This is a genomic window from Streptomyces sp. JLBG701, assembly GCF_058544905.1.
In genome coordinates this window covers 841844-860324 of sequence record NZ_CM178588.1, presented here as the reverse complement: position 1 = coordinate 860324, position 18481 = coordinate 841844, and the positions used below count along the sequence as shown (strand labels likewise).

Sequence of the window (18481 nt, the reverse complement as noted above, 5' to 3'; positions counted from 1 at the left end):
AGGTCGACAGGGCGGGAAAAAGCCCCATCCGTGGTCAACGGCTTTCCAGGCCCGGCCACCGTCCGGTTCCGGCGTGGCAGCTCGCAGACCGGTGCGGCTTCCCGAGCGATGGGCGCCGACGACCGCTCGCGCGACAGACACCCCGTGAGACCGCCCGGGCCGCGGCACCGAGAGCGCGTGGCACCGGCGCGTGTCGCGAACCGCTGGAGGCCGCTGTGTCCCGACCGTGCATCGCCCTGATCACCGACCCCACCTCGCCCGAGGGCTGCTGGGAGTACCTTGCCCAGGCGGTGGAGCTGCTCACCGGCACGCCCCCGGTACGCATAGACGCCCGGCACTTCGCGATCGGCGGAAGTGGCCGCGGTGTCCCCGACGGAGGCCGCTTACGTCTCCAAGTCCCGCAACAGGGAGTGGACTTGGTGCCGGATGTCGTCGTGCTCTACGAGATCCCGCCGCACCGCCGGCGCTCACTCGCCGCCTTCCAACGCCTCCTGGAACGCCATGACATCGTCACCCTCGGCACCGGCGTGGCCGCCTGGCGGACGGCGACGGAGAAGCACCGCATGGTCGAGCGCTTCCTGCGCGACGGGATCGCCCAGATGGAGACCGTCGTCCTGTCCCGGCCCGGGAGGAGCGAGGCGGCGGCCGCCTTCGACAAACTCGGCGGCGACACCTGGGCCCGGCCGGTGATCGGCACGGGCGGCAACGACACCTTCCACATCACCACCCTCGCCCAGCTGGAACGCGCCACCGTCTTCTACGCGGGGCGCCGCACCGCGTGGCTCCTGACCCGGGACGCGGGCAACGTCACCGCCGACGGCGACCGCCACCAGTTCCGGGTGTTCGTCCTGGACGGCAGCGTGATCCACGCCCGCGAGCACATCCAGCCCGAGCCCGACACCCCGTGCAACACCTGCCGAGGCGCGACCCCCCTCCACATCGCCCCCGCCGACCTCTCCCCACGCCTCGCGGAACTCGCCGTCGCCGCCACCGACTCGGTCGGACTGCCCTTCGCCGGCGTCGACCTGGCCGTCGAGAACGGCGGGGTCGTCTTCGAGGTCAACGTCCAGCCCGCCTTCGTGGACGGCGAACTCGACACCGTGGCCAAGCCGTACATCCAGGCCCACCTGAACGCCCTCAACCGCACCGCCGACACCGGCCCGGGCGTGGGGGCCCGGCCGCTGTAGGCTCCGTGACATGCGGATCTCCGTCTCCTCCGACATGGACGAACCCGTGGCCCGCGCCCTCGTCGCAGAGCTGCGCGACCGTGGCCACGACGTGGTGACGCACGGGGCGTTGCGCCCCGGGGACGACCCGCAGTGGGCGGTGTGCTCGGAGGCCGCGGCCCGTGACGTCGTCTCGGGGACGTCCGAGCAGGCGGTCGTGTGCTGCTGGACGGGCACGGGCGCGTCGATCGCCGCGAACAAGGTGCCGGGTGTACGAGCGGCCCTGTGCACGGACGCCTACACGGCGGACGGAGCGCGCCGCTGGAACGACGCCAACGTGCTCGCCCTCAGTCTGCGTCTGACGTCCGAGCCGCTGCTCAAGGAGATCCTGGACGCCTGGTTCGCCGGCGAGGCCAGCCAGGATGCCGAGGACCGGGCGAACGTGGACCGCGTCGGCCGCCTCGACCTGGGCTGAGCCAGGCCCGGACGCGATCGGTGTCTGTCCTCAGGGGTTTGACGCACGCGCGTCCGGCTACTCGCCCGGTGTGACTGACATGCTGCCTTCCGAGCAGGAGCTTTTCCGGTTCCTGGAGGACCGGTTCGCGTGTGCGCAGGCGTGCTCCGACTGCGCGCGGGCCTGCGCGCTGAGCGCGAGCCTCGTGGATCCGGACGGGACCGCGGCACAGGAACTGGTGCGGCGCCAGGGCATCATGTGCGCCGAGGTGTGCGACGCGACCTGCCGTGTGCTGTCCGAGCAGGGCGGTCAGGACGAAGTCGGCATCCGGGTCCAGCTGGAGTGGTGCCGCACCGTCTGCCTGGAGTGCGCGCTCGTCTTCGACAGGCAGCCCGGCGCGGAGCAGGGCGCGGCCGCGTGCCGTGCGTGCGCACGGGCCTGCACCGACTTCATCGCGACGCTCAACTGACTCATCGCGTGTCGCCCAGCGCCTGCCCGATCCGCAGGTTCCACCGCCCCGACCTGCCACTGACCTCCACCGACGTCAGCGGCGGTACGTCCGTGCGCCAGAACGCCGACTCCGGCGCCCCGAGCACCCGTACCACCACGGCCCGTACGACCTCGGGCTCGACCACGGCGACGGTGCGGCCCGTCACCAGGGCGGCCGATTCCAGCCAGCCCGCGACCCGTTCGCACAGCGCCCGCACCGACTCCCCGCCGTGCGGCGCGCATCCGGGATCCGTCAGCCACCCGGCCAACGCCTCGGGCTCCCGCGCGCCCACCTCCGCCAGGGTCGCGCCGCGCCAGCGTCCCGCGTCCATCCCCGCCAACTCCGGTACGTCCACGGCGTCGAGGCCCAGCGCGCCGGCCGTCTCGCGGCAGCGCACGGTGGGGGAGCACCACACCCGCTCAGCTGTCGGAAGGGTGCCCGCGGCCGCCCGGGCGAGCCGCAGCCCGGAGGCGTCCAGCGAACAGCCGTCGTCGAAGCGGGCCTCCCGCAGCGTCGCCGTGATCGCCGGTGAGATCAACATCACTCGGCTCGTCATACGTCCACTCCCGCGCTCAACATCCCTACCAATCCCGCCGTTTCACGGCGTACGCAAGCGCACAGGAGCACACCCGCGCCCTCCGTGCGCTCTTGGCCGTACCCCCACTTCGCGGTACGTTCTCGGTCGATATTGACGACGGTTCGGCGGAAGCCGGTGAGAATCCGGCACGGTCGCGCCACTGTAAGCCTCTACCGCACCTCTCCCTGGTGCGGGCCCGGGCAAGTCAGACCCGCACCCGTCGTCCTGTGCACCACCGAGACGGGACGCGAGTTCCCCAGGAGGTCCTGCCATGGCGCAGTCCGCCGTCCAGCCCACCGCTGCCCCCACAGCCGTACCCGCAACGCTGCCGATCGGCGCGATCGTCCCCTGGGCGGTCTTCTTCGGCATCCTGATGCTGGTCCTGCTCTACTTCGTCGGCGCCGAACAGGGCGCCACCTCCCTGGTGTCCGGCGAGGGCGTGCACGAGTGGGTGCACGACGCCCGCCACATGCTCGGTTTCCCCTGCCACTGACACCGACAGGGAAGAGCACGAGCACATGAACTCAGCAACTGTCAGAAGCCTCCTGGTCCGCGGCATGCTCGCGGGTCTCGCCGCGGGACTGCTCGCGCTGGTCGTCGCCTACTTCCTGGGCGAGCCGCGCGTGGACGAGGCGATCGCGTTCGAGGAGGCCCATTCCCACGAGCACGGGGGTACCGAACTCGTCAGCCGCACCATGCAGTCCACCGCGGGCCTGAGCACCGGGGTCCTGGTCTACGGAGTCGCGTTCGGCGGCATCGCCGCCCTCGCGTACTGCTTCGCGCTGGGCCGGATCGGCCGCTTCGGGCCGCGGGCGAGCGCGCTGCTCCTCGCGGCGGCGGGTCTGGTCGCCGTCTATGTCGTCCCGTTCCTGAAGTACCCGGCCAACCCGCCGGCCGTCGGTGACCCCGACACCCTCAACCAGCGCACAGTGCTGTACTTCCTGATGATCGTCCTCAGCGTGCTGCTGGCAATCGGCACGGTGATCCTGGGCAAGCGCCTCGCGCCGCGCCTGGGGAACTGGAACGCCACCCTCGCGGCGGGCGCCACATTCGTCCTCCTCGTCGGCCTGGCGTACGCCTTCCTGCCGTCGTTCAACGAGGTCCCGGAGGGCTTCCCGCCCACCCTGCTGTGGCAGTACCGACTGGCCGCGCTCGCCATCCAGGCGACGCTGTGGACCGCGTTCGGGCTGGTCTTCGGGCTGTTGGCCGAACGGCTGCTGGTTCCGCGACCGGCATCCGCCGGGCAGAGGAAGGCCGCCGCACCGGCAAGTCCCGTCGCACACTGAGCGATCGAACGACGGAAAGGCCCCCGGCTTGCCGGGGGCCTTTCCCGTGTGCCGTCCCGCTCCGCGTGTTCCCAATTTCTGAAACACGTTCTACTGTGTGCGCCGTCGGGACCGGCCTTGGGGAGCGTCTCTGATCGGCCTAGTGATCCTGGGTGTCGCTCAGGGATGTGAGCCGATCGTCTTCGTGCCCTGGTGCTGAACGGCCGGAGCCGGCAGCCCGCGTGGCACGTCCCTCCGGACGCTGGTCGGCCAGGTCTGACGACCTCGCCGAGGAGGGCGCCCGACGTCGCCTGGGCGCCGGGCATGCGCGTAACACTCTGCCATGAGGAAACTACGTTTCGCTAATCCGACCGATGAGCCTGGAGGCGCCGTGCATCTCGAATACACGCCCGAGCAGCAGCGGCTGCGTACCGAACTGCGCGCCTACTTCGCCAAGTTGGTGCCGGATCACGCCCACGCCCGGTTCGCGGACCCGGCCGCCCAGAAACGCTTCTACCGCGACACCATCCGCAGGCTCGGCACGGACGGCTGGCTCGGCGTCGGCTGGCCCGAGGAGTACGGCGGGCGCGGCCTGACCCCGATGGAGCAGTTCATCTTCTTCGACGAGGCCGCCCAGGCAGGCGTACCGCTGCCGCTCATGGCGCTCAACACCGTCGGCCCGACGATCATGCGGTTCGGCACGGACGAGCAGAAGGCGTACTTCCTGCCGAAGATCCTCTCCGGCGAGATCGACTTCGCGATCGGATACAGCGAGCCCGACGCGGGCACCGACCTGGCGGCGCTCAAGACGCGTGCTGTGAGGGACGGTGACGAGTACGTCGTCAACGGACAGAAGATCTGGACGACCAACGGCGACACCGCGGACTGGGTGTGGCTGGCCGTGCGCACCGACCCCGAGGCCCCGCCGCACAAGGGCATCACCATGCTCCTCGTGCCGACCACCGACCCCGGCTACTCCTGCACCCTCATCACCACCCTCGCCTCCCACGACACCACCGCGAGCTACTACGAGAACATCCGCGTCCCGGTCGCCCGCCGCGTCGGCGCGGAGAACCAGGGCTGGCGCCTGATCACCAACCAGCTCAACCACGAGCGCGTCACCCTCGCCGCCCACGGCACCATGGCCATCCGCGCCCTGCACGACGTCCAGCGCTGGGCCATGGAGACCAAACTCGCCGACGGCCGCCGCGTCGTCGACCTCCCCTGGGTCCGCCGCCTCCTCGCCCGCACCCACACCAAACTCGACGCGATGAAACTCCTCAACTGGCAGATGGTGAACGCCGTCCAGACCGGCACCCTCACCCCCCAGGACGCCTCCGCGGTCAAGGTCTACGGCTCCGAGGCCCGCCGGGACGCGTACGCCTGGCTCATGGAGATCGTCGCCGCCGCGGGCGCCCTGAAGGAGGGCTCGGCGGGCGCGGTGCTGCAGGGCGAGCTGGAGCGCGGCTACCGCTCTGCGGTGATCTTCACCTTCGGCGGCGGGAACAACGAGATCCAGCGGGAGATCATCTCGTGGATCGGTCTGGGGATGCCGCGGGTACGGCGTTAGCCGGCACCGGGGCCGGCTCGGCGTGAGCGACGACCGGTCCGGATGCACCGAGGGCCGGCCGGCCATGGTCCATCCTGTGGTGACTGATGGAGCACGGTCGGCCGCCTGCCGACGAGGCCAGATCTCGCGGCGGCACCCGGCATCGCAGGTACGGACTCCGGCCGCGGGATGAAACGCCCGGACGAAAACTCTCATCCGAGCACCTGAGCACCCGGTCAGCCGGTCAGCGGACTCGGATGAACGTCACGTCGTATCCGCTGTTCGTACCGCGGGTCTTGACGTAGACACCGTCCGACCCGCCATTGGGGTTGCCGGTGTTGCCTTCGACGGTGGTGAAGCTGGAGCCGCCGCTCACCGTTCTCACGATGCCTATGTGCGCCTGGCCGCCGTCGTAATCGTTGCCCCCATCCCAGTCGAAGGCCACGATGTCGCCCGGCTGCGGGTCCGTCGTCACCGAGAGGTGGTAATTGCCGGCCCGCGCCTGGTTGACCCAGTGCTCGACCCAGGTGCTGCGGTAGGAGGAGGCCCCGGTCTGTTTGGCCACCCAGCTCACGAAGGTCGCGCACCAGGCGTAGTCGCTGGTGGACAGCGACACGCCCACGGCCGATCCGTAGCTGTTCGCCCGAGCGCTTCCCTCGACCGTGCCGACCTCGGCCGCGGCCACATCGAGGATCTTGCTGTATCCGCCACCGGGCGGGGGCGAGGACGGCGGGGTGACCGTGCCGTACAGAGCGGCCTTGGTGTTCGGACCCACCTGGCCGTCGACCGACAGACCCTTCTCGGCCTGGAAGTCCCGCACCGCGCTGTCGGTCAACGGTCCGAAGTCGCCGTCAACGGCAAGATCGGCTCCGTGGTGGTTGAGCAGGCTCTGCAGTTCGGTGACACAGCCGCTGCGCTGGCCCTGCACGATATTGCTCGGGCACGAGCTGGAGTTCAGGTTGATCGGCGCCGGTGCGCCGCTGCCGCCTCCCGTGCTGATGTTCGAGTACAGGGCGGCCTTGGTGTTCGGGCCGACTTCGCCGTCGACGGAAAGGCCCGCCGCCGACTGGAACGACTTCACAGCCGCCAGGGTCAGGGGACCGAACTCACCGTCCACGTCGAGGTGTTGCCCCTTGCCGTTGAGCAGGGCCTGCAGCGTCGCGACACAACCGCCGCTCTGCCCCTCCACGATGTTCGACGGGCAGGACGCCGATCGCAGGTCCAGGGCGGTGGACGGCGACTCGTCGGTGTCGTAGAGCTCCCGCTTGGTGTTCGTGCCGACCTGGCCGTCGACCGAAAGGCCGTGCGCGGACTGGAAGTTTCGGACCGCGCTGTCCGTCGCCGGTCCGAAATCGCCGTCCACGTCGATCGAGTAGCCGAAGTGGCGGAGCAACCGCTGCAGTTCGGTGACGCAGCCTCCCTTGTTGCCCTGGACGATGTTCGCCGGGCACGACGAGGACGTGAGCTTGATCGGTGCCGGGGCCGAACCGCCGGTTGCGTACAGCTTGGCCTTGGTCTGGGGGCCTACCTGTCCGTCCACGGCGATCGCGGTGGAGGACTGGTACTCGCGCACCGCGTAGAGCGTGTTCGCCCCGAAATTGCCGTCCACCACCAGACCGGCGCCGTGGGCGTTGAGCAGGTTCTGCAACTCCGTGACGCAGCCGCTCACCTGGCCCTGCTGGATCACGTTGGGACAGGATGAGGAGGTCAGCTTGATCGCCGCAGGCGCCGCCGACGCCGGACTGGCACCGAGCAGCGTGGCCGCCGAGAGGAGCGCCGCTGTAGCGGCGAAAACGCCGGTTCTGACCCTCCAACCCGGTCTCGCGCTCATGGTGACCCGATGCTGGATGGACGCTTTGTCGGTGTGAACACGAAATGAACTCTTTCTCATGACTGTGAAACGTCTCCTTCGCTGGATCTGCGGATCACGGTCGGACTGGTCGGCCGACCCGAGACCGCGGAGAAGTTGGCATTTTGGCCAGGTCGGCACGACTGCGCACCAACGGCCGTACGTGGCAACAGAGTCGAGGTCCTCGAAAGTCATGATCGGGCTGTCATTCCGCGCACGACGGTGACAGTTCACGCTCCTGCGCACAATGTCAGCCACACAACTGGCTTGATGAAGACCGTGTCCTACGTGGTGACGCGGATCGACCATGCCGGTTCAGGCAGAACCTGGCCCCCCGCCTCCCCGGCGGGCGGGCGGCCACGGAGCGTGTGACGTTGTCAGCTGCAGCTGGAGGCGGTCTGGATCATGATGCCGGTCACCGTGTAGTTGGAGGGGTATTGGCGCCCTGTGTTCGGCTCGAGGCATTCGTAGCCGGTGTCGCCGTTGTAGAGGTACCTGAGAATCGCCCGGTCGTCGTTCCGGGTGTTCATCACGTAGTTGGCGCCCCTGCTCTTCGAGCCCAGGTTCTGGAAGACGTCGGTGATGTCCTGGTACGCGGCGGTGGGCGTGCTCGCTTGCCAGTCGGCGTCGGTGAGGTAGAAGCAGACGCGGGGGTACACGCATCCCTTGTAGGAACTGGCGTAGGCGGGGGGCGCGGTGAAGACCGCCGTTCCGGCAACCATGGCGACCGCCATGGCGAAAGTGCGCTTGAGAAGCGGAATGCGCATTTATGCCTCCTCCTGTTGAAGAGATGTCACGGTGGGGTGGGATAAGCAGTGCGGCCTAAGACGTCATCTCCTTTGGCGAGTCTGCGGTAGCAGATCAGGGTGCAGGCGCTACTGGTGAAGGCGAGGAAATGGTCGGCTTTGCGTTCGTGGCGGCGGTGCAGACGTCGGCATCCGGCGAGCCAGGCCATGGTGCGTGGCGGCCGAGTCGTTGCGAGGTCTCGATGCCCTTGCGGGCGATGCGGTGCCGGATGCCTCGGCCGGAAATCCATCGCCGCAGGTGGTTGTAGTCGTAGCCCTTGTCGGCGTGGAGTTTGTACGGCCTGCGTCGCGATCCTCGGCGGGAGCGGATCGGCGGTATGCCCTTCACCAGTGGGATCAGTGCCTGGCAGTCGTGCGTGTGGGCGCCGGAAACGCCGATGGTCATGCTGGCTCCTTCCGGCCGCGAGCCGGGTAGCGCCCCCGTTGGGTTCCTCCGAGCAGCCCGCGAGCTGTATGGCTCCGCTGGTCGGGCGGCGCCACTGTGCCATGACCGTAAGGGCGGCGGCGCACCCTCCGCGTCGGGCAGTGGGTGGAACTCCCGCTCCACTGTGTGCGGTAGCCGTGGAGGTACCTGCAACTTCCGCGGTACCACGGAAGGTTGACGCTGCCGCGCGCGGCTTGGGCATACGCTGCGGCGATGCGCATGCGTACGCCCCGGCCGCTCACTGTCGACACGCTGATCGCGCTTGCCATGACCGCGACGGCTGTCCGGCTGGGACAGTCGTCAGTGGCGCAGGGCTGGCCCGAACTCGACGCGAGCGCTTATGTGCTCCTCGTCCTGGCGCATCTGCCCGTCGCCCTGCGGCGCAGGGCGACGCTGGTGGTCTTCGCAGTCGTGCAGGTGGCCGGCATCGCCTACATCAGTCTGGGGTTCTGGCCGGTGGCGTCCGCGTTCGGCTCGATGCTCGCCCTGTACACGGTGGCGTCGGTGCACCCGGCACGGATCGCCGTCGGCTGCGCGGCCGTGATGACGGCCAAGTGGGTGTACGCCGGTGTGATCAGCGACAGCCTGTCCACGGGGCTGGTCGTGGGCCAGGCGCTGCTGTACTGCTCGGTGCTGGTGTGGTCCGGCACCCTGGCCCGGCGATCCCACGCCCTCGGCCGGCAGCTGAGGGCCGAGCAGGCCGAACGGGCCCGCCGTGAGGTCGCCGCCGAACGCGGGCGCATAGCCCGCGAACTGCACGATGTCGTCGCCCACCACATGTCGGTGATCTCCGTCCAGGCGGGCCTGGCCCGGTTCGTCCTCGACTCCGATGCCGAAACGGCCCGGGACGCGCTCACCACCATCGAGGACACCAGCACGGAGGCGCTTGAGGAGTTGCGGCGCATGCTGAAGGTCTTGCGGGAACACGACCTGGGCGGCGCCGAGTCTGCCGCCCCCATGCCCACCCTCGCCCGCCTCGACGACCTGGTGCAGCGGGTCCGGGCCGGCGGCGTCCCCGTCGAGCTGAACATCCAGGGCACCGCGCGCCCTCTTCCGCCCGGCGTCGAGCTGTGCGCATACCGCGTCCTCCAAGAAGCCCTCACCAATGTCCTCAAACACACCCACCACGCCGCCACGCAGGTGCAACTCCATTACGCCAAGCACGAACTGACCGTCAGCGTCACCGACGACGGAGAGGGGAAGATTCCGGCCATAGTCTCGCCGGGCGGCGGACACGGCTTGATCGGCATGCGGGAGCGGGCCAAGCTCTACGGCGGGACCATCAGCGTCGGCCCACGCGCCGAAGGGGGTTTCGCGGTCCGCCTGACCCTGCCGACATCGGCAACTGGCGCACGGTGGAGGGACGAACGCACCAGATGACCAGAGTCCTCGTCGTCGACGACCAGTTCCTCATCCGCGCCGGGCTCGTCAGGCTGCTCGACGCCGCGCCCGGCTTCGAGACCGTCGGTGAGGCCGGAGACGGCGAGGAAGCGGTGCGACTGGCCGCCAAGACGCGGCCCGACGTGATCCTGATGGACATCCGCATGCCCGGCATGAACGGCATCGAGGCCACCGAGCGCATCCTCGCCGAGGCGGCCGCTCCCGCGCCCCGGGTGCTGGTGCTGACCACCTTCGACCTCGACGAATACGTGTATGGGGCGCTGCGGGCCGGAGCGTCGGGGTTCCTGCTCAAGGACTCAGGGCCCGAGCGACTGTTGGCGGCGGTAGCCGCGGTCGGCGGCGGCGACGCCCTGTTCGCACCCACCGTGACCAGGCGCCTGGTCGAAGCCTTCGCCCACCAGGCCCGCTCCGATCCCGGCGCCCCACCCCCGTGCGACCTGGATGCGTTGACCTTACGCGAGGTCGAGGTCCTCAAGCTCACCGCGCGCGGCCTGTCCAACCTGGACATCGCCGACCGGCTCTGCATCAGCGAAGCGACGGTCAAGACCCACCTCAACCGCACCATGAACAAACTGGACCTGAACAGCCGGGCCCAGGCGGTGGTGGTGGCCTACGAGACAGGACTCGTGACACCGGGACCGTAGGCCGGCACGGCCTACGGTGTCGACGTTTACTCGTCCATGACGATGCCACCCTGGTGAGACCGAAGAAGGCGCTCTGCCGGGCCCAGCAGAAAGATGTGTGAATCTGTACCATTGTGCCAGGAATCCTCGGCAGACCGCTCCCCGTACTGCTGAAGCTGGTTGGCAAAAGCGCAGGTCAACGTGATGCTCTGGAGACACCTAGCGGCTGTGGTCACACCTGCCGGTATGAATGCCGTGTGGGCGGGAGACCCGGGGCTGTTCGGCCCGGGTTCCGTGACCTGGCAGATGCACGGCGACCCGATGATGTGGGTCGCCGGAGTCCGCGCGCTCTACCTCCAGGCGCTGCACCCGCGTGCCGTACGCGGCGTCCTGCAGAACTCCGACTTCCGCCAGGACGCGTGGGGCCGGCTGATGCGGACCGCCGACTTCGTCGGCACGATCACCTACGGCACGACCGAGGCGGCCGAGAAGGCCGGCGCCCGCGTCCGGAAGATCCACAGCATGCTCGGGGCGACCGACCCCGACACCGGAGAGCGGTACGCCGTCGACGAACCCGAGCTGCTGCTGTGGGTGCACTGCGCGGAGATCGACTCCTATGTGCACGTCGGTCGACGCTCCGGATTCCACCTCACCGACGCGCAGGCCGACCGTTACATCGGCGAACAGCGGGTCAGTGCCGGCTTGGTGGGCCTCCACCCCGACGTCGTACCCGCGAACCGGGCCGAGTTGGACACGTACTTCGCGAAGGTCCTCCCCGAGCTGGCCGCCGGAGTCGAGGCACGCATGGTGGACGACTTCCTGCTCCACCCGCCGACGCATCCGCTGCTCGTCCCGGCGCGCGAGGTGTTGTGGCGGCGCGTGGCGCAGCTGGCGTACGCCTCTCTGCCGCCGTACGCCCACGAGCTGTACGGCAGACCGGCCCCGGCACCTGCCGTGGTCACCCGGCGACTGCGCGCCACGGGTACCCTGCTGCGCTGCGTTCCCGCACGTGTACGGTGGCAACTCCCGCCCAAACACATCATCCGTGCCATGTCACGGCTTGGCCCCGGCTCCCGCCCGGCGCCGTACAAAGTCGGACCATAGGTCGCCATACTGGGACCGGCAAGGGGGTGGCGGGGCGAGGAGCGACGGGGGCGACTGCACCAGATGGCGGAGACCAGGCTGATCCAGGGCCGGTACCGGCTGCTCGATCTGATCGGGCGCGGTGGCATGGGCGAGGTGTGGCGGGCGCGCGACGAGTCGCTGGGCCGCCATGTCGCCGTGAAGTGCCTCAAGCCGCTCGGCCCGAGCCACGACCAGGCCTTCACCCGCGTCCTGCGCGAGCGGTTCCGCCGCGAGGCACGCGTGGCCGCCGCGCTCTCGCACCGCGGGGTGACCGTCGTCCACGACTTCGGCGAGTCCGACGGAGTGCTCTACCTGGTCATGGAGTTGCTGGAGGGCCGCAACCTCAGCCAGCTCCTGGAGGACAACAAACACCACCCGCTGCCGGTCGGAGACGTCGTCGAGATCGCCGACCAGGTCGCCGGCGCGCTCGCCTACACCCACCAACAGGGCATCGTGCACCGGGACCTGAAACCCGCGAACATCATGCGGCTCACCGACGGCACGGTGAAGATCTGCGACTTCGGCATAGCCCGCCTCGGCCACGACATCGGCTTCACCTCCCGCCTGACCGGCACCGGCATCGCGATGGGCACCCCGCACTACATGTCGCCGGAACAGATCGGCGGCGACCAGGTCGACCAGCGCAGCGACCTGTACTCGCTGGGCTGCGTGCTGTACGAAATCGCCACCGGGGCACCGCCGTTCGACCTCGAAGACGCGTGGGCGATCCTCGTCGGGCACCGGGACACCCCGCCCGAACCGCCGCGCACCCATCGCGCAGAGCTGCCCGCGTATCTGGAGAAGGTCATCCTGGACCTGCTCGCCAAGCTGCCCGAGCAACGGCCGCACGACGCACGCGAGTTGGCGCGCCGGATCAATCTGGGCCGTACGACACCGACGTACGTGCCGACCGTGGTGACACCCCAGCCCCAACTGCAACCACCGCAACCCCGCCAGCCGGAGCCGGCGCCCCGTGAGCCGCGCCTGCCGTCCTGGACCCGGGGGATGACCACCGGCCACAAGGCGACCGGCGCGGCCGGGATGCGCATCACTCCGCCGGACGCGGGCGCCGGGCTCACCGGCGAGTGGATCGCCCGCCCCGTCACCGGCCGGGTCGAGGAACCCGTACCGGACGAACCGCCCACCCCCTCCCACGAGGCGGTCACCGCGCTGGCCGGCCGCCACAACGCGGGCCTGAGCCTGGGGCGGCTCGGCCGCTGGGCGGAGGCGGGCGAGGTGCACCGCGCGGTCGCCGCCGAACGCGAGCACCTCCTGGGCCCGGACCACCCCGACACCCTCGCCAGCCGCTACGAGGTCGCCTTCACCCTCAGCCGCACCGGCCGCGCCTCCGACGCCCTGCGCGAATACACTCACGTAGCCCGCGCCCGGGACCGCGTCCTGGGCGCCGACCACGCCGACACGCTCGCCGCCCGCCAGGAAATGGCCTACGTACTCGGGCAGTTGGGCCGCCACTTCGACGCGCACCAGGTGTACACGTCGGTCCTCGCGGCGCGGGAGCGCACCATGGGCCCCGACCACCCCGACACGCTCCGCTGCCGCCACAACCTCGCCTTCAACCTCAGCCGCCTGGGACGCTTGGAGGACTCGTACCGCATGGCGTACGACGTGGCCGTCGCCCGCGCCCGGGTGCTCGGCCCCGGCCACCCCGACACCCTCGTCACCCGCTACGAAGTCGCCTACGCGCTCGGCCAGTTGGGCCGCTGGCCGGAGGCGCTGCAGACCTACCACGAGGTCGCCGAGGCCCGCGCCCAGGCCCTTGGGCCCGACCACCCCGATACCCTCGCCGCCCGCTACGAGGTCGGCATCAGCCTCGGCCGCCTCGGCCGCAGCGCGGACGCCCTCAAGCTGTACCGCGACCTGATCGACGACCGTACCCGCGTCCACGGCCCCGCCCACCCCGAGACCCTGCGCGCCCGCCATGGCCTCGGCGTCAACCTCGGCCGCCTCGGCCGCTGGGAGGAGGCCCTCGCCGAATCCCGCGACGTGTGCGCGATCCGCGAGCGGGTCCTGGGCGCGGACCACACCGACACCCTGGTCAGCCGCCGCGAGGTCGCCGTCAGCCTCGGCTGGCTGGGCCGCTGGGCGGACGCGCTGACCGAGTACCGCCGCGTGGCCGCCGCCCGCGAGCGTGTCCTGGGCGCCGACCACCCCGACACCCTCGCCAGCCGCAACGACGAGGCCCACTGCCTGGAACAGCTCGGCCGCGGCCCCGAGGCCGTCGAGCTGTACCGCAGAGTCGCCGTACTACGACAGCAGCGGGCCTCCGGCGGGCAGTGACCCACGCGCTCACCTCTGGGCGACCTGGATCATCACGTGTTACGAAGAACCATGCCTGCACACGAGGGACACCGTACGTACGACGCCGTCATCGTCGGCGGAGGCCACAACGGCCTGGTCGCCGCCGCCTACCTGGCCCGGGCCGGACGGTCCGTCCTGGTGCTGGAACGCCTGGACCACACCGGAGGCGCCGCCGTCTCCACCCGCCCCTTCGCAGGCGTCGACGCACGACTGTCGCGCTACTCGTACCTGGTCAGCCTGCTGCCCAAGAAGATCGTGCGGGACCTCGGCCTGGACTTCCGCGTCCGCGGGCGCACCGTCTCGTCGTACACGCCCGTGGAGCGGAACGGCCGACCGACCGGACTGCTCGTCGGCGGCGGCGAGCGCCGCACCCGCGAGGCGTTCGCCCGGCTGACGGGCGGCGACCGCGAGTACGAGGCCTGGCAGCGCTTCTACGGCATGACCGGCCAGGTCGCCCAGCGCGTCTTCCCCACGCTCACCGAGCCGCTGCCCACCCGCGACGAGCTGCGCCGGCGGGTCGACGACGACGAGGCCTGGCGGACCCTCTTCGAGGACCCGATTGGTGTCGCCGTGGAGGAGCGCTTCACCGACGACCTGGTGCGGGGCGTGGTCCTCACCGACGCGCTCATCGGCACGTTCGCCGACGCCCACGACACCTCGCTGGCCCAGAACCGCTGCTTCCTCTACCACGTGATCGGCGGCGGCACCGGAAACTGGGACGTGCCCGTCGGCGGCATGGGCGCCCTGACCGACGCGCTCGCCACCGCCGCGCGCACCGCGGGCGCCGTCCTCGCCACCGGGCACGAGGCGGTACGGATCGACACGGACGGCCGAACCGCCGAGATCACCTACCGGACGGCCGACGGGGAGGGCGTCGTCGGCGCCCGCCACGTCCTGGTCGGCGCCTCACCGCAGCAACTCGCCGCCCTCACCGGCGACGAACCGCCCACCCCCGCCGAGGGCGCCCAGCTCAAGGTGAACATGCTGCTCAAGCGGCTGCCGAAGCTGCGCGACACCTCCGTCGACCCGCGCGAGGCGTTCTCCGGGACCTTCCACATCGCCGAGGGCTACGACCAGTTGGCCGCCGCCCACGCCCAGGCCGCGGCCGGTGAGCTCCCCGCCGCGCCGCCCTCCGAGATCTACTGCCACTCGCTCACCGACCCGACCATCCTCGGGCCCGAGCTGGTGGACGAGGGCTACCAGACGCTGACCCTCTTCGGTCTGCACACGCCGGCCCGCCTGTTCGAGCGGGACAACGACGCCGTACGGGACGAGCTGCTGAAGCTGACCCTCGCCCAGCTCGACTCCCACCTGGCCGAGCCCCTCACCGACTGCCTGGCGACCGACGGGGACGGGCGGCCGTGCATCGAAGCGAAGACCCCGCTCGACCTGGAGCGCGACCTCCGGCTGCCCGGCGGCAACATCTTCCACCGCGAGCTCACCTGGCCGTACGCCCAGGAAGGCACGGGCCGTTGGGGCGTGGAGACCCGGCACGCGAACGTCCTGCTGTGCGGGGCCGGCGCGGTGCGCGGGGGCGGGGTGAGCGGCGTCCCCGGGCACAACGCGGCGATGGCGGTACTGGAGAGCCTCGACGGCTGACCCCACGGCTGAGGCCGTGCGAGTCGGCGGACGCAGTCCAGAAATCTGACGGAGCATCAGAAAAAGGCTTCCGTCGTCCGGGTGACTGCGGCATTCTGCGGCCATGCAGACGGAGCTGAGCAAGAAACTGGGAGTCGAGCACGCCGTTTTCGGCTTCACGCCGTTCCCCGCCGTCGCCGCGGCCATCAGCCGGGCCGGCGGTTTCGGAGTGCTCGGCGCGGTCCGCTACACGGCCCCCGACGACCTCAAACGCGACCTCGACTGGATGGAGGCGCATGTCGAAGGGATGCCGTACGGCCTGGACGTCGTCATGCCCGCCAAGAAGGTCGAGGGCCCAAAAAATCAAACACTGACCGAGGCCGATGTCGAGGCGATGATCCCCGAGGGGCACCGGAAGTTCGTGACGGAGACCCTCGCCAAGTACGGGGTGCCCGAACTCGCCGAGGGTGAGGCGTCCGGGTGGCGCATCACCGGGTGGATGGAGCAGGTCGCCCGCAATCAGCTCGACGTCGCCTTCGACTATCCGATCAAGCTGCTCGCCAACGCCCTCGGCTCCCCGCCCGCCGACGTCGTGGCGCGTGCCCACGACCAGGGCGTGCTCGTCGCCGCACTCGCGGGCAGCGCCCGGCACGCCCGCAAGCATGTGGAGGGGGGCATCGACATCGTCGTGGCACAGGGCTACGAGGCGGGTGGCCACACCGGTGAGATCGCGTCCATGGTGCTCACGCCCGAGGTCGTCGACGCCGTCGACCCGCTGCCCGTGCTGGCGGCCGGCGGCATCGGGAGCGGGCGACAGGTGGCCGCCGCGCTCAGTCTCGGGGCCCAGGGTGTGTGGCTGGGCTCCATGTGGCTGACCACCACAGAAGCCGACCTCCACTCACGCGCCCTGACCCGGAAGCTGCTCGCCGCCGGCTCCGGCGACACCGTCCGCTCCCGCGCCCTGACCGGCAAGCCCGCACGCCAGCTGCGCACCGAGTGGACCGACGCCTGGGACGACCCCGACGGACCCGGCACCCTCCCCATGCCCCTCCAGGGGCTGCTCGTCGCCGAGGCCGTGTCCCGCATCCAGAAGTACGAGATCGACCCACTGCTCGGCACGCCGGTCGGCCAGATCGTCGGCCGGATGAACAGCGAACGCAGCGTCCAGGCCGTCTTCGACGAGCTCACCCGCGGCTTCGAGGAGGCCGTCGACCGCGTCAACCGCATCGCCGGAAGGAGCGCCCAGTCATGAGCACGCCGGACGCGAGCACACCCCCCACCGGATTCTGGGCCCAGGCCACCCAGGACCCCGACCGCACGGTCCTCATCGCACCCGACGGCGAGCCGTGGACCGCGGGACGCCTGCACGCCGCCGCCAACCGGCTCGTCCACGGTCTGCGCGCGGCCGGGCTCGAACACGGCGACGCCTTCGCGGTCGTCCTGCCCAACGGCGTCGAGTTCTTCACCGCCTACCTGGCCGCCAGCCAGGCCGGCTTCTATCTCGTCCCCGTCAACCACCACTTCGTCGGACCCGAGATCGCCTGGATCGTCGCCGACTCCGGCGCCAAGGTGCTCATCGCCCACGAGCGCTTCGCCGGCCCCGCACGCCACGCCGCCGACGAGGCCGGCCTCCCGGCCACTCACCGGTACGCGGTCGGAGCGGTCGAGGGCTTCCGGCCGTACGTCGAACTCCTCGACGGACAACCCGATTCGGCGCCCGCCGACCGCACGCTCGGCTGGGTGATGAACTACACCTCGGGCACCACCGGCCGTCCGCGCGGCATCCGGCGCCCGCTGCCCGGCAAGCTCCCCGAGGAGGCCTACCTCGGCGGCTTCCTCGGCATCTTCGGCGTCAAGCCGTTCGACGACAACGTGCACCTGGTGTGCTCGCCGCTCTACCACACGGCCGTACTGCAGTTCGCGGGCGCGTCCCTGCACATCGGCCACCGGCTGGTCCTGATGGACAAGTGGGTGCCGGAGGAGATGCTCCGGCTCATCGACACCCACAAGTGCACCCACACACATATGGTCCCGACCCAGTTCCACCGCCTGTTGGCGTTGCCGGAGCACGTAAGGCAGTCGTACGACGTCTCCTCCATGCGGCATGCCATCCACGGTGCCGCCCCCTGCCCCGACCATGTGAAACGGGCCATGATCGACTGGTGGGGCCACTGTGTGGAGGAGTACTACGCGGCCAGCGAGGGCGGTGGGGCCTTCGCGACCGCCGAGGACTGGCTGAAGAAGCCCGGAACCGTCGGCAAGGCCTGGCCCATCAGCGAACTCGCCGTATTCGACGACGACGGCAACCGCCTCCCGCCCGGTGAACTCGGCACCGTCTACATGAAGATGAGCACCGGAGGCTTCGCCTACCACAAGGACGAGGCCAAGACGAAGAAGAACCGCATCGGCGACTTCTTCACCGTCGGCGACCTCGGCTGCCTCGACGAGGACGGCTACCTCTTCCTCCGTGACCGCAAGATCGACATGATCATCTCGGGCGGGGTCAACATCTACCCGGCCGAGATCGAGTCCGTCCTCCTCGCCCACCCCGCCGTCGCCGACGCCGCCGCCTTCGGTATCCCGCACGACGACTGGGGCGAGGAGGTCAAGGCCGTCGTCGAACCGGCCCCCGGCCACCAACCCGGCCCCGAGCTGGCCGCCGCCCTCCTCGACCACTGCACCGAGCAACTCGCCGGCTACAAGCGGCCCAAGAGCGTCGACTTCATCGCCGAGATGCCGCGCGATCCCAACGGCAAGCTGTACAAGCGACGGCTGCGGGATCCTTACTGGAAGGGCCGCGCGCGCCCCCTGTGAGCGGCCACATGCATGCTTGACGTGATGTGTGGTCCGGCGCC

The 18481-nt window shown here is 70.3% G+C and carries 16 protein-coding genes, 1 pseudogene and 1 riboswitch; of the genes and pseudogenes, 13 read left to right on the top strand and 4 right to left on the bottom strand.

Features of this window, described 5'->3' with window-relative positions; genetic code table 11:
* The first annotated feature begins 215 nt into the window (after window positions 1-215).
* From AC5DRG_RS03895 to AC5DRG_RS03885, 3 genes are all read left to right on the top strand, one after another.
* Window positions 216-1187, top strand: a complete 972-nt coding sequence (locus AC5DRG_RS03895) for an ATP-grasp domain-containing protein (RefSeq protein WP_491808055.1) — start codon at window positions 216-218, stop codon at window positions 1185-1187.
* A 10-nt stretch (window positions 1188-1197) separates the two neighbouring features.
* Window positions 1198-1641, top strand: a complete 444-nt coding sequence (locus AC5DRG_RS03890) for an RpiB/LacA/LacB family sugar-phosphate isomerase (RefSeq protein ID WP_491808053.1) — start codon at window positions 1198-1200, stop codon at window positions 1639-1641.
* A 79-nt stretch (window positions 1642-1720) separates the two neighbouring features.
* A complete protein-coding gene (locus AC5DRG_RS03885; RefSeq protein ID WP_491812963.1) occupies window positions 1721-2089 on the top strand; it encodes a four-helix bundle copper-binding protein in 369 nt (122 codons plus the stop codon).
* A 1-nt stretch (window position 2090) separates the two neighbouring features.
* On the opposite strand, the gene AC5DRG_RS03880 is transcribed toward AC5DRG_RS03885, so the two are convergent.
* On the bottom strand, window positions 2091-2666 hold the full coding sequence (locus AC5DRG_RS03880; protein ID WP_491808051.1) for a histidine phosphatase family protein: 576 nt from the start codon (window positions 2664-2666) through the stop codon (window positions 2091-2093).
* A gap of 122 nt (window positions 2667-2788) precedes the next feature.
* Window positions 2789-2923, top strand: a riboswitch (cobalamin riboswitch).
* A gap of 35 nt (window positions 2924-2958) precedes the next feature.
* Between AC5DRG_RS03880 and AC5DRG_RS03875 the strand changes: the two genes are divergently transcribed.
* The 3 genes from AC5DRG_RS03875 to AC5DRG_RS03865 all read left to right on the top strand — a co-directional run bounded on the left by AC5DRG_RS03875 (window position 2959) and on the right by AC5DRG_RS03865 (window position 5522).
* The gene (locus AC5DRG_RS03875; RefSeq protein ID WP_491808049.1) at window positions 2959-3180 is read left to right on the top strand and encodes a CbtB domain-containing protein; all 222 of its coding nucleotides are present in this window, start codon (window positions 2959-2961) and stop codon (window positions 3178-3180) included.
* Between the two features lie 25 nt (window positions 3181-3205).
* Window positions 3206-3973: a CbtA family protein gene (locus AC5DRG_RS03870; RefSeq protein ID WP_491808047.1), complete on the top strand. Its 768-nt coding sequence runs from the start codon at window positions 3206-3208 to the stop codon at window positions 3971-3973.
* A gap of 370 nt (window positions 3974-4343) precedes the next feature.
* Window positions 4344-5522 (top strand): acyl-CoA dehydrogenase family protein, encoded by a 1179-nt coding sequence (locus tag AC5DRG_RS03865; protein WP_491808045.1) that lies wholly within the window; start codon window positions 4344-4346, stop codon window positions 5520-5522.
* A gap of 223 nt (window positions 5523-5745) precedes the next feature.
* On the opposite strand, the gene AC5DRG_RS03860 is transcribed toward AC5DRG_RS03865, so the two are convergent.
* The 3 genes and pseudogenes from AC5DRG_RS03860 to AC5DRG_RS03850 all read right to left on the bottom strand — a co-directional run.
* Window positions 5746-7188 (bottom strand): peptidoglycan-binding protein, encoded by a 1443-nt coding sequence (locus tag AC5DRG_RS03860; RefSeq protein ID WP_491808043.1) that lies wholly within the window; start codon window positions 7186-7188, stop codon window positions 5746-5748.
* A gap of 539 nt (window positions 7189-7727) precedes the next feature.
* The gene (locus AC5DRG_RS03855; RefSeq protein WP_491808041.1) at window positions 7728-8117 is read right to left on the bottom strand and encodes a hypothetical protein; all 390 of its coding nucleotides are present in this window, start codon (window positions 8115-8117) and stop codon (window positions 7728-7730) included.
* Between the two features lie 26 nt (window positions 8118-8143).
* Window positions 8144-8550 (bottom strand): annotated as a pseudogene (locus AC5DRG_RS03850) (transposase family protein); the annotation flags it as partial.
* A 243-nt stretch (window positions 8551-8793) separates the two neighbouring features.
* Between AC5DRG_RS03850 and AC5DRG_RS03845 the strand changes: the two are divergent.
* The 7 genes from AC5DRG_RS03845 (at window position 8794) to AC5DRG_RS03815 (ending at window position 18440) form a co-directional block, all read left to right on the top strand.
* Window positions 8794-9960: a sensor histidine kinase gene (locus AC5DRG_RS03845; RefSeq protein WP_491808039.1), complete on the top strand. Its 1167-nt coding sequence runs from the start codon at window positions 8794-8796 to the stop codon at window positions 9958-9960.
* Entirely contained in the window at window positions 9957-10625 is a 669-nt protein-coding gene (locus AC5DRG_RS03840; RefSeq protein ID WP_491808037.1) for a response regulator, read from the top strand. Before AC5DRG_RS03845 ends, AC5DRG_RS03840 begins: the two co-directional genes overlap by 4 nt.
* A gap of 225 nt (window positions 10626-10850) precedes the next feature.
* Entirely contained in the window at window positions 10851-11708 is an 858-nt protein-coding gene (locus tag AC5DRG_RS03835) for an oxygenase MpaB family protein (protein ID WP_491808035.1), read from the top strand.
* A 63-nt stretch (window positions 11709-11771) separates the two neighbouring features.
* The gene (locus tag AC5DRG_RS03830; protein ID WP_491808033.1) at window positions 11772-14027 is read left to right on the top strand and encodes a serine/threonine-protein kinase; all 2256 of its coding nucleotides are present in this window, start codon (window positions 11772-11774) and stop codon (window positions 14025-14027) included.
* A 51-nt stretch (window positions 14028-14078) separates the two neighbouring features.
* A complete protein-coding gene (locus AC5DRG_RS03825; protein WP_491808032.1) occupies window positions 14079-15647 on the top strand; it encodes a phytoene desaturase family protein in 1569 nt (522 codons plus the stop codon).
* A 103-nt stretch (window positions 15648-15750) separates the two neighbouring features.
* Window positions 15751-16878, top strand: a complete 1128-nt coding sequence (locus tag AC5DRG_RS03820; protein WP_491808031.1) for an NAD(P)H-dependent flavin oxidoreductase — start codon at window positions 15751-15753, stop codon at window positions 16876-16878.
* Window positions 16875-18440, top strand: coding sequence for an acyl-CoA synthetase (locus AC5DRG_RS03815; protein ID WP_491808029.1), 1566 nt, complete (start codon window positions 16875-16877; stop codon window positions 18438-18440). Before AC5DRG_RS03820 ends, AC5DRG_RS03815 begins: the two co-directional genes overlap by 4 nt.
* Window positions 18441-18481: the final 41 nt, after the last annotated feature.